Annotated in this window: 10 protein-coding genes and 1 tRNA gene; 8 read left to right on the top strand and 3 right to left on the bottom strand. The window is 68.4% G+C overall.

The annotated features are described in order from the left end of the window. Nucleotides 1–51 precede the first annotated feature (51 nt). On the bottom strand, nucleotides 52–1,266 hold the full coding sequence (locus O3139_RS07655) for an acyl-CoA dehydrogenase family protein (protein ID WP_269513343.1): 1,215 nt from the start codon (nucleotides 1,264–1,266) through the stop codon (nucleotides 52–54). 141 nt (nucleotides 1,267–1,407) lie between these two features. Continuing rightward, complete coding sequence (locus O3139_RS07650) at nucleotides 1,408–1,713, bottom strand: SCP2 sterol-binding domain-containing protein (RefSeq protein ID WP_269513342.1); 306 nt, start codon at nucleotides 1,711–1,713, stop codon at nucleotides 1,408–1,410. 163 nt (nucleotides 1,714–1,876) lie between these two features. On the opposite strand from O3139_RS07650, the gene O3139_RS07645 reads away from it, so the two are divergent. From O3139_RS07645 to O3139_RS07620, 6 genes are all read left to right on the top strand, one after another. Further along, nucleotides 1,877–1,968 (top strand) — tRNA-Ser (locus O3139_RS07645). A gap of 72 nt (nucleotides 1,969–2,040) precedes the next feature. Then, nucleotides 2,041–2,874, top strand: coding sequence for an enoyl-CoA hydratase-related protein (locus O3139_RS07640; RefSeq protein WP_269513341.1), 834 nt, complete (start codon nucleotides 2,041–2,043; stop codon nucleotides 2,872–2,874). A 47-nt stretch (nucleotides 2,875–2,921) separates the two neighbouring features. Next, the gene (locus tag O3139_RS07635) at nucleotides 2,922–4,472 is read left to right on the top strand and encodes an exopolysaccharide biosynthesis polyprenyl glycosylphosphotransferase (protein WP_269513339.1); all 1,551 of its coding nucleotides are present in this window, start codon (nucleotides 2,922–2,924) and stop codon (nucleotides 4,470–4,472) included. Continuing rightward, on the top strand, nucleotides 4,472–5,920 hold the full coding sequence (locus O3139_RS07630) for a lipopolysaccharide biosynthesis protein (protein ID WP_269513338.1): 1,449 nt from the start codon (nucleotides 4,472–4,474) through the stop codon (nucleotides 5,918–5,920). The genes O3139_RS07635 and O3139_RS07630 overlap by 1 nt, the downstream gene beginning before the upstream one ends. Beyond that, nucleotides 5,917–6,852: a glycosyltransferase family 2 protein gene (locus O3139_RS07625; RefSeq protein ID WP_269513337.1), complete on the top strand. Its 936-nt coding sequence runs from the start codon at nucleotides 5,917–5,919 to the stop codon at nucleotides 6,850–6,852. Before O3139_RS07630 ends, O3139_RS07625 begins: the two co-directional genes overlap by 4 nt. Then, a complete protein-coding gene (locus O3139_RS07620) occupies nucleotides 6,852–7,799 on the top strand; it encodes a glycosyltransferase family 2 protein (RefSeq protein WP_269513336.1) in 948 nt (315 codons plus the stop codon). Before O3139_RS07625 ends, O3139_RS07620 begins: the two co-directional genes overlap by 1 nt. On the opposite strand, the gene O3139_RS07615 is transcribed toward O3139_RS07620, so the two are convergent. Next, a complete protein-coding gene (locus O3139_RS07615; RefSeq protein WP_269513335.1) occupies nucleotides 7,783–8,589 on the bottom strand; it encodes a trypsin-like serine peptidase in 807 nt (268 codons plus the stop codon). The two genes, O3139_RS07620 and O3139_RS07615, sit on opposite strands and share 17 nt — an antisense overlap. Before the next feature lie 84 nt (nucleotides 8,590–8,673). Here O3139_RS07615 and O3139_RS07610 point away from each other — a divergent pair, with 84 nt between their 5' ends. Together O3139_RS07610 and O3139_RS07605 are read left to right on the top strand one after the other, a co-directional pair. Further along, complete coding sequence (locus O3139_RS07610; RefSeq protein WP_269513334.1) at nucleotides 8,674–10,848, top strand: S9 family peptidase; 2,175 nt, start codon at nucleotides 8,674–8,676, stop codon at nucleotides 10,846–10,848. After that, nucleotides 10,845–11,393, top strand: a complete 549-nt coding sequence (locus O3139_RS07605) for a GNAT family N-acetyltransferase (protein WP_269513333.1) — start codon at nucleotides 10,845–10,847, stop codon at nucleotides 11,391–11,393. Before O3139_RS07610 ends, O3139_RS07605 begins: the two co-directional genes overlap by 4 nt. The last annotated feature ends 17 nt before the right edge of the window (nucleotides 11,394–11,410 follow it).

Genomic DNA, 11,410 nt, shown 5'->3' with positions numbered 1-11,410 from the left:
TGCCGGAACGAGAGGTCGCAGACGCCGTTACTGACGCTGGCTGTCCGTCCCCTACCGGACCGGCCGACCCCCGTGCCGGGCATATTCCAGCCGGGCGATCGTGCGGTTGTGCACCTCGTCCGGACCATCGGCGAGCCGGAGCGTCCGGACGGTGCCGTACATCTCGGCCAGCGGTGTGTCGGCCGAGACGCCCGCGCCGCCAAAGGCCTGGATCGCGTCGTCGATGATCTGCAGTGCCATCCTGGGGGCCGCGACCTTGATCTGGGCGATCTCGGACTTGGCGTTCTTGGCCCCGCCATTGTCCATCATCCAGGCGGCCTTCAGGACCATCAGGCGGCACATCTCGATATTGGTGCGGGCCTCTCCGACGCGCTGCTCCCAGACCGAATGCTCGGACAGGGTCTTGCGGAACGCCGTGCGGGTCAGCAGCCGCTGGCACATCAGCTCCAGCGCCTTTTCTGCCGCGCCGATCACGCGCATGCAGTGGTGGATACGCCCAGGTCCGAGGCGGCCTTGCGCGATCTCGAAGCCCCGGCCCTCGCCCGCGATCAGGTTTTCGACAGGGACGCGGACGTTGTCCAGGACGACCTCGGCATGTCCGATCGGACGCTCGTCATAGCCGAACACGGTCAGCATCCGCTCGACCCGGAAACCGGGCGTGTCGGTGGGCACCAGGATCTGGGATTGCTGGGCATGGGTCGCCGCTTCGGTGTCGGTCTTGCCCATCACGATGGCGATGGCGACGTTCGGATGACCCATGTTGGTCGACCACCATTTGCGGCCGTTGATGACGTATTCGTCGCCCTCGCGCACGATCGAGGTCTGGATATTGGTGGCATCCGACGACGCCACGGCCGGCTCCGTCATCAGGAAGGCCGAGCGGATCTGGCCCGCCAGCAGCGGCTTCATCCAGCGTTCCTGCTGGGCCGCGTTCCCGTACATATGGAGCACCTCCATATTGCCGGTGTCCGGGGCGTTGCAGTTGAACACCTCGGGCGTCCACAGACCGGCGCGTCCCATGGCCTCGGCCAGCGGCGCATATTCGAGGTTGGTCAGGCCGGTGCCGTGCTCGCCCGGCAGGAACATGTTCCACAGGCCGGCGTCGCGCGCCTCCGCCTTCAGGGCCTCCATGGTCTTCGGCTGGACGGTGTGGTCGGCGTGAACCTCGGCCCAGTAGTCTGCGGCGCGCGGCAGCACCTTGTCGTCCAGGAACCGGTTGACCCGCTCCTGCCAGTGCAGGGCCTTGTCGGAATGCTTGAAGTCCATGGGTAATCCTCCCCCATTGAGGGAGGGGGACCGCGAAGCGGTGCACGGGTCAGCCCCGGACACCGCGATCGAGGTAGGCCCCCTCCGTCACAGCGCGAAGGCGCGCCGCGCCACCTCCCCCAGGAGGGGGAGGATTGATGTCTAACGCTTGAGCAGCGGGATCAGCTTCTGCGCGATCATCATGTCGCCGGCGATCTTCAGCTTGCCCTGCATGAAGGCCATCATGCCGTCCAGCTTGCCCTCGGACATGGCGATGAAGTCGTCCCACGAGACGGTGACGGTGGTGTCGGCGGGCTTGTCGTCGTTCGTCACGGAGTTCGGCACCGAGGCCCCGTCGATGAAGATCTTGCCCGCGTCGCCCATGTCCAGCTTGACGGTCTTGCCCAGACCGGAGTTGTCGCCAACGGCGGCGCGGATGTGATCGGTAACCTGAGCCAGATCGGCCATTTTGCTCTCCCGGGAAGCGATGAAGGCAAAGCCCTATCCCTCCGCGACGACGGTCACAAGATCACGTCGGGGAAAGTCGTCCTTCGCCCTGTCGCCGCCACACGCGGATATTCATCGGGCGGATTGCGCCTTCGCCCGCCCTCCGCTATCGAGCCGTCCTGTCGGAGACGTGGCCGAGTGGCTGAAGGCAACGGTTTGCTAAATCGTCGTACCCTGTAAGGGGTACCGAGGGTTCGAATCCCTCCGTCTCCGCCAGAACCCTTCCTGTTCGTACAGAGCTTCGCCACGGTGGCGGCCGCGCGTCATTTGGCCCGGAAAGGGACAGTCATGAGTGCATTCCAGATCACCCGCGACGGTCATGTCGCCCATCTTCGCCTCACGCGCCCGAAGGCTTCGAACGCCCTCGACATCGCCTTCTGGCGTGAGTTCGGCCCGGCGCTGAAGGCGATCGATGCCGCCGGCGACACCCGTGCCCTCGTTCTGTCGGGCGAAGGCCGCAACTTCTGTGCGGGCATGGACATCTCGGTCTTCGCCGGCGGTGCCATCCTGCAGACGGATACGGCTGCCGCGCGTCAGGCCTTTCATCAGGCCGCCAGGGACTTGCAGGATGCCCTGAGCCAGCTGGAGCGGGTCCGGTTTCCGGTCATCGCCGCGATCCAGGGGGCCTGCGTCGGCGCGGGGCTCGACATGGTCGCAGCGTGCGACCTGCGACTGGCCTCCGCCGACGCCTATTTCCGGATCGAGGAGATCAACATCGGAATGATGGCCGACGTCGGCAGCCTTCAGCGTCTGCCACGGCAGCTGCCCGACGCGGTCGTGCGCGAACTGGCCTATCTGGGCACCAGCCTGAAGGCCGACCGGGCCGAGCGGCTGGGCTTCGTCAACGCCGTGGTCGCGGACGCCGACACCGTGGTCGCTACTGCCCTGGAGATGGCCGACGCCATCGCATCGAAGGCCCCGCTGGCGATATCCGGATCGAAAGCCGCCCTGAACTATGCCCGGGATCATTCGGTCGCCGAGGGTCTCGAATGGGCGGCGATCATGCAGGGATCGCTGTGGAGCACGGCCGACGTCATGGCCGCGATCCAGGCGCGCCAGGCCGGCACGCCGGGCCAGTTCGAGGCCCTGAAGGCTCTGAAAGGCTTCACGACGGGCGACTGAGGCCGAGCGTTAACGCGACATCCACGGGGTCTGTGCACAGTGAATGCATGACCAATGCCCTCGACCTGGACCGCGCGGCTGCGCCCCGGCTGGATGCGACCGGGCTGCAGGCCCTGGCTGCGAAATCCATCAGAGGCGCGAAAACGGGTGCGGCGCGGCGCGGACCGTTCCGCCCCGATGTGTGGCGAAATGCCCGCCAGAAGGGCGCATCGCGGCTGGCGGTCCACTGGTTTCGCAGCGCCGATGTCGCCGTCGTGTTCGGCCTGACCATTGCGATCGGCTGGGCGATGACGCCGGCCGGGCTGATGACCATGCCCCTGTCCCGCGCCCTGCCGCTGGCCGCCGGCGCGCTCGTGATCCTGGGTCTGCTGCGATCCCTGGGGCTCTATCGTTTCGCGCGAGGGCAGGAGGTGATGGTCCACCTGGCGGCGGTGTCCGGTGTCGCGGTGGGCGGCGGTCTGTGCGCCATCGCCCTGGAAGCCATGGTGACGGGCAGCACCCCGGCCTTGACGGGCTATATCGTGTGGACCGCGCTGGTCACGGTCGCCCTGTACGGCCTGCACCTCGGCTGGAGCCAGGCCGTCATGGACTGGAGGGCGACGGGAGCCCTGACGCCGAACATCGTGCTGGTCGGTGCGACGCGCCATGCGGAGCGGCTGATCCGTGACGCCCTGCAACGGCGTGACATCAATGTGCTGGGCGTGTTCGACGACCGTCTGGCCCGTTCTCCTGACAGCATCGAGGGCGTGCCGGTGCTGGGCGATGCCGAGGCCCTGATGACCCACCGGATGACGCCCTATGTCGACCGGATTGTTCTGGCGATCGATCCGCGGGCGGAAAGGAGGGTGCGCGAACTGACGGCGCGGCTGTCGGCCCTGCCCAACGAGGTCACCCTGCTGGTCGATCCGATCGATGCCATCGAGCGCAGCGCGGCGCTGGACCGGCTGGCACGGGCTCCGCTGGCGTCGCTGGACGGCACCCTCAATGACGACCGCCGTGCCTTCAACAAGCGGCTGCAGGACCTCATCGTCGGTACGCTGGCCCTCGTGGTGCTGTCACCGGTCATGGTGATCACGGCCCTGGCCATCAAGCTGGACAGCCCCGGCCCGATCCTGTTCCGCCAGCGCCGACACGGCTTCAATCACGAGGAGATCGTGGTGTGGAAGTTCCGCTCCATGCGGGCCGACGCCGCCGATGCCACTGCCAGCCGCCAGGTCACGACCGACGACGATCGCGTGACCGGCGTGGGCAGGCTGATCCGCGCCACCAGCCTGGATGAGCTGCCACAGCTGTTCAATGTGCTGAAGGGCGAGATGTCGCTGGTCGGCCCCCGGCCCCATGCCATCGGCATGAAGACCGGCGCGGTCGAGAGCGCGCGCCTGGTCGCCGAATATGCCCATCGTCACCGCATGAAGCCCGGCATGACGGGCTGGGCCGCCATCAAGGGGTCTCGCGGGCCGCTGCACAGCGCCCAGGACGTGCGCCGCCGGGTGCAGCTGGACATCGACTATATCGAGCGTCAGTCGCTATGGCTGGATCTCTGGATCATGGCCGTGACCGTGCCCGTCCTGCTGGGCGATCGCGCGGCGGTTCGCTGATGTTCTGGCGCGGCGTCTGGGGCTATCTGCCTGCCAATATCGTCCAGGGCCTGGTCGGGTTCGGGGCAATCGTCGTTTTCACCCGGCTCCTGAGCCCCGACGACTTCGGCCACTATGCCATCGCCTTCTCGGTCATGACGCTGGTCCATGTGGGCACCTTCAGCTGGCTGGAAGCGTCGATGGCCCGGTTCTGGGCGGCCGAGCAGGGCCAGGGCCTGGCCGACCATTTCACCACGCTGTACCGCACCCTGGCGGTGATGACGGCCGCCATCCTGCCGATCGCCGGTCTGTTGCTCTGGCTCTCGCCGATCGGTGACGGACTCAAGCTGGCCATCGGGGCCGGTCTGGTCGGTCTGCCGATCCGGTCCCTGGCCAAGCTGGCGCAGGAGCGATACCAGGCCGCGGGCGAGGTGTCGAAGTCGGTGGTCATGGACATCGGCGTGACCCTGGGCGGTTTCCTGATCGGCGCGACCTGCGCGCTGATGGGCGCCGGAGCCGCCTCCCCCCTGATCGGCATGGGCGTGGCCCCTCTGCTGGCCCTGCCCTTCATGCTGCCCGGTGAGCTGAGGCAGGCGCGGGGCGGCGTCCACCATCGCGACCGGCTGGTCGCCTATGCCCGCTATGGCTATCCGATCGCGGCGGGTCTGGGCCTGTCGCTGATCATGGCGTCCACCGACAGGTTCCTGCTGGAAATCTTCATGGGGCCGGCGGCGGTCGGAGCCTATCATGCGGGCTACAGCCTCTCCAGCCGGACGCTGGACGTGCTGTTCATTTGGCTGGGCGCGGCGGGCACGCCCGCCCTCATCATGGCCTGGGAGCGCGGCAGTCGCGAGGCCTTCATGATCGCCGCCCGCGAACAGGCCTCGACCTTCATCCTGATCGGCCTGCCCGCCGCCGTCGGCGTGGCCCTGGTGGCGCGACCCATGGCGGATTTCATGATCGGCGAGGACCTGCGCAGCGTCGCGGCCTCCGTCACGCCCTGGATCGCCCTGTCGGCCCTGCTGTCGGGCATGACCGCCTACTACTTCGGCCAGGCCTTCGTGCTGGGACGGCGGACGGACCGGCTTCTTCTGACCCTGGGCATCCCCGCGGCATCGAACGTGATCCTGAACCTGATCCTGGTGCCCCCCATGGGCGTGATGGGGGCCGCGCTCGCCACGACGACCAGCTTCGTGATCGGCCTTCTGGCGTCCATCGCCCTGGGCCGCCGCATCGTCGCCATGCCGATCCCCTGGACGGCGCTGAGCCGCTGCGCCCTGGCCTGCGGGGGCATGGCCGGAACCGTGGTCCTGATGCCGGCCTATGGCGGCGTGCCGGAGCTGGCTTTGAAGGCCGGTGTTGGCGCGGTCGTCTATGCGGCCGTCGTCCTGATCCTGAATGCCGCCGGCGTGCGCGACCTGGTCCTCCGCCTGATCGCGGCCCGGACGGGCCGGAGCATGACCGCATGACCCGCCCGGTCCTGATGGACAATGCGCGCCGGACGTCGGCGAACCCCGCCGTCTCGGTGTTGATCCCCTTCCTGCGCGACGATCCGACCGAATTGCTGGGTCTGCTGGATGAGGAAGCCGGCACCCTCGGCGGCGCGGTCGAGATCGTCCTGCTGGATGACGGCACCGACGACCCCGCCCTGACCGCGCGGCTGACGTCTGTGGTCCTCGCCATGGCCCTGCCCGTCCGCCTGATCTCCCTGACCCGGAACGAAGGCCGCTCGAAGGGGCGCAACCGGCTGGCCGCTTCCGCGCGGGGGGGCAGTCTGCTGTTCCTCGACAGCGACATGCGGCCGGACCAACGCCGCTTCCTCTGGACCTGGGCCGACCTGGTCGCGCGCGAGGATCCGGCCGTGGCCTTCGGCGGGTTTTCGCTGCTGCAGGCCCCGACGGACACGCGCTTCTCGGTCCATCGCGCCATGGCGACCCGCAGCGAGTGCGTTCCCTGTGTCGAGCGGGCCAGGACACCTGAAAAATACGTCTACACCTCGAACCTGCTGGTTCGCCGCGATGTGTTCCGGGCCGAGGCCTTCGACCCCGCCTTCACTGGCTGGGGCTGGGAGGATGTCGAATGGGCCATGCGCGTCTCGCGTCGGTTCGCCGTCGTCCACGTCGACAATCCGGCCACCCATATGGGCCTGGATACGGTCGAAGCGCTGGCCGGGAAGTATGAGCAGTCGGCCGGCAACTTCGCCCGCGTTGTCGCCCGCCACCCCGACATCATCGGCACCTACCCCAGCTTCAAGGCGGCCAGACTGCTCAAGCGGATACCCGCCCTGTCCAGGGTGAGGCCGTGGATGAAGCGCGCGGCTGTCGCAGGCTGGATGCCGACGGGCGCGCGGGCTTTCTCGCTGAGGCTGTACCGCGCCGCCCTCTACGCCGAGGCGGTCTGATGGCGGACGTGTCGGTGATCGTGCCGACCATGCGGCGACCCGAAAGCCTTGAGCGGGCGCTGCGCTCGCTGTTCGCGCAGACGGGCGTGGCCGACCGGCTAGCGTCCATCGTCGTCGTCGACAACGACCCGGCGGGGACAGCGGCCGGGACCGTGTCGCGTCTGGCTGTCACCAGCCCCTGTCCACTGATCTATCGGCATGAGCCGCAACCCGGCGTGGCCACAGCGCGCAACGCGGGCCTCGGGATGACTGACGCGCCGCTGATCGCCTTCCTCGACGATGACGAGGCCGCCTCGCCCGGATGGCTGACCGCCTTGCTGACGGCGCAGGCCAGCACGGGCGCGGACGCGGTTTTCGGCCCGATCACCGGCCGGGTGCCCGACGATACCGGATGGGCCACCCCCTATCTGCAACGCTTCTTCGGCAGGGAAGGACCCGCGTGCACAGGGTTGATCGACCACAGTTTTGGCTGTGGGAACTCGCTGCTGGTGCGCGCGACGGCCTTGCCCGGATCCACGCCCTTCGATCCGTTCGCGGACCAGACCGGCGGTGAGGACGATGCCCTGTTCGCGGCGCTCCGCGCCCGTGGCGGACGGTTCGGCTGGGCCGCCGAGGCCTGGGTCGAGGAGTTCGCGCCGCCGCATCGGGCGACGATGCGCTATGCCCTGTCGCGTGCCTTCGCCTATGGCCAGGGGCCCAGCCAGACCGCCGCCAAAGCCCGCGACTGGCCGGGCGTCGGTCGCTGGATGCTGGTCGGCGTGGTGCAGGCTGTGGTCTGGGGCATCGCCGCCCTCGCCCTGACCGCCATCGCCCATCCGGCGCGGGCCGGGATGATGGACAGGACGGCCCGCGGTCTCGGCAAGGTGTTCTGGACCAGGGGGTTCGAGCCCCGGTTCTACGGCACGCGCGAACTGGCCCGGCTGAACGGCCTCACGGCGCGGGTCTGACCGAGGCGTCCAGCCGGGCGATCGCCTCGCGGATGAAGGTGGCGTGGGTGACGACGCCGATCTCCAGAGGGTCGTCGCCGACCCGGACCTCCTGGCTCAGCAGTCCGGCGATGAAGGGGGTCTCCGGCCCGGTCGTCCCGGGTCGTTTGCGTGCGCCCGGCGTCCAGAAGACCGGTCCGCCCGAATTGCCGGGGAAGACGGTGAAATCCAGCAGGAACGTCGGAAACGCGCTGACCGGCGACATGGGCCAGGACGCGATCCGCCCCACCCGCAGAATCGGAAACCCGGCCCGGTTCGACGACAGGCCGCGCGGAAAGCCCAGCGACAGCAGCTCGTCGCCCGGTCCGACCTGCCAGGCGTCGAAGGTATTCTCGTCCGCCAGCCAGGCGATCGGGATTGCTGCCCGCGCGAAGGCTTCCGGCGCCGTGATCTCCATGACGGCCACGTCCTGCACGGGATGCTGTGTCCAGAGCGGCCCGCCCGCGTCGTCGCGGATGAGCAGCGGTTCCGGATCGAATTGCCAGCCCCCGTCCGGCAAGGCGACACGCCAGCCGATCCGCGCCTCGGGGTCTGCCATCGTCTCCAGCACATGGGCGGCCGTGACCAGCACGATACGCGGTGTGCCGTCCGGGCGTGGGGCATCGATCAGGAAGCCCGTCCCGACCGTGCGTGTCGTCGGTCCCGAAGGCTGGTCCAGCTGAACCGTCGCATTGATCAGCTCCACCGTCAGGTCCCGGACGGGGGCGGCAAGCGGCGGCAGCGCGTCCGGGACGGGCGGGGTCTGGATCATTCGGCGGGCACTCCGGCTTCGGGCATTTGACGCAAGCACGCCCCGTCGCACAAGCTGGCGTCCTGTCCTAAAGGAAGGCTCGCCATGAACCGCCGCCAGTTCGTCGCCACGACCGCCGCATCCGCGCTGGCCGCCGCAGCCTCTCCCGTTCTCGCCCGTCCGTCCGGAGTTTCGATGACCCTGCCCACACCCCCCGTCGCCCGGAAGATCCCGGTGACCATCGAACAGCTGGGACGGACCCGTGTCGACGACTACCACTGGATGAAGGATGACAACTGGCAGGCGGTGCTGCGCGACCCGACGCTGATCAAGGCCGACGTCAAGGAACACCTGATGGCCGAGAACGCCTATCGCGAGGCGATGCTGGCCCCGACCCTGCCGCTCCAGGCCCAGCTGTTCGAGGAGATGAAAGGCCGCATCAAGGAGGACGATTCGTCCGTCCCCGCCCCCGACGGTCCCTGGGAATACTACAGCCGGTTCGAGACCGGGATGCAGCATCCCCTGTTCTGCCGCCGCCCGCGCGGGGGTGGACCCGAGACGGTCCTGCTGGACGCCAACGCCCTGGCCGAGGGCAAGGCCTATTCGGAGGTCTCCTCGGTCGAGCACAGCCCCGACCACACCCTGTTCGCCTATGCCGAGGATGCCCAGGGGTCCGAGGTGCACCAGATCTACACCCGCGATCTGAACACCGGCGAACTGCTGCCCGACCCGATCCAGTCGTCCAACGGCAACTTCGTCTTCAGCCCGTGCAGCTGCTACATCTTCTGGACCAACCGCGACGACAACGGACGCCCGGACAGGATCTATCGCCGCCCCTCGCGCGGGGGCGAAACGGTGCTGGTCTATGACGAGGCCGACGACGGCATGTTCCTCGGCGTCGGGCGGTCCTCGGACGACGCCTTCGTCATCATCACGGTCCAGAACCAGGAGACGTCGGAGGCCTGGCAAATCCCCAATGGCGCGCCGACGGCCATGCCGACGGTGCTGGCCCCGCGTCGTGTGGGCATCCGCTACGATGCCGACCACTGGCCCGACGGCTGGGTGTTCCGCACCAACGACAATGACGCGGTCGACTTCAAGCTGATGCAGGCGCCGACCGGCCAGCCCGCCCGCATCGCCTGGCGCGAGTTGGTGCCGCACCGGCCCGGACGGTTCATCGAGGGCTTCGACCTGACGTCGGCCCACCTGGCCTGGCAGGAGCGGGCCGAGGCCAACACCACCATCATCATCCGCGACAAGGTGGGCCAGGAGCATGCGATCGCGGCGGACGAACCCGCCTATGCCCTGTCGCTGGCCGGGGCGTCGGAGTTCGATACGACGGTCACAAGGTACACCTACAACTCTCCGTCCACCCCGACCTCGACCTACGACTACGACATGGCCAGCAGGGCCCGGACCCTGATGAAGGTCCAGGAAATCCCCTCGGGCCACGACCCGGCGGACTATGTCGTCGAGCGTCTGAACGCCCCGGCCACCGACGGCCAGAGGGTCCCGGTGACGATCCTGCGCCGCAGGACGACGCCGGTGGACGGGTCAGCACCGCTGTTGCTCTATGGCTATGGCTCCTACGGCATTCCGATGTCGGCCAGCTTCTCGACCGGGCGATTGTCGCTGGTGGACCGGGGCTGGATCTATGCCATCGCCCACATCCGGGGCGGTTCGGACAAGGGCTGGGGCTGGTTCCTGAATGCCCGGCGCATGACCAAGAAGAACACCTTCACCGACTTCATCGCCTCGGCCGAACACCTGATCGCCAACCGCTATGCCAGTGCCGGCCGGATCGTGGCCCAGGGCGGATCGGCCGGGGGCCTGCTGATGGGGGCCGTCAACAACATGCGGCCCGACCTGTGGGCCGGGGTGATCGGCCAGGTGCCGTTCGTCGATGTCATCAACACCATGTCGGACACCTCCCTGCCGCTGACCCCGCCCGAGTGGCCCGAGTGGGGCAATCCGATCGAGGATCCGGAGGCCTACGACTACATGATGAGCTACAGCCCCTACGACCAGGTCGAAGCCAAGGCCTATCCGGCGATCCTGGCGACCGGCGGCCTGTCCGACCCGCGCGTCACCTACTGGGAGCCCCAGAAATGGGTCGCCAAACTTCGTCCCGCCACGACCTCCGGCAATCCGGTGCTGCTGAAGATCAACATGGAGGCCGGACACGGCGGGGCCTCGGGGCGGTTCGACTATCTGAAGGAAGTCGCCCACGACTATGCCTTCGCGGTCTGGGCCATGGATCGGGGCTGGGAGACCGCGTGATCCGCGAGGCGACCCCGTCCGACCTGCCCGCCATCACGGCCCTGTATGGCCGCGAGGTCCTGACCGGCACGGCGACGTTCGAGCTGGATCCACCCTCGCTGGCGGAGATGACGGCGCGCTTCGAGGCGGTGCGGGCCAGGGGGCTGCCGTGGTTCGTCGCCGCGATCGACGGAGCCTTCGCGGGCTATGCCTACGCCTCTCCGTTCCGGCCGCGCCCCGCCTATCGTTATGGCGTCGAGGGTTCGATCTATGTCGAGGCGGATGCGCGGGGTCGCGGGGTCGGACGCGCCCTGCTGACCGCCCTGGTCGATCGCGTTCGCGCCATGGGCCTGCGCCATGTCATCGGGGCCATCAGTGACAGCGCCACCAGCGAGGCTTCGATCGCCCTGCACCAACGCCTCGGCTTTCGCCAGGTCGGCACCTACGCCCAGGTCGGCTGGAAGTTCGACCGCTGGATCGATGTGCACCTGATGCAGCTCGATCTGGCCCCCGACGGCTCGCCCCCGACCGCGCCGGGCCTCGACCTCGGCGGCGGGCTTGCTTGAGGCGAACGGTCCATGCG

The sequence above is a fragment of the Brevundimonas subvibrioides genome (assembly GCF_027271155.1).
In the GTDB taxonomy this organism is placed as follows: Bacteria; Pseudomonadota; Alphaproteobacteria; order Caulobacterales; family Caulobacteraceae; genus Brevundimonas; species Brevundimonas subvibrioides_D.
This window is presented reverse-complemented; position numbering and strand designations above follow the sequence as displayed.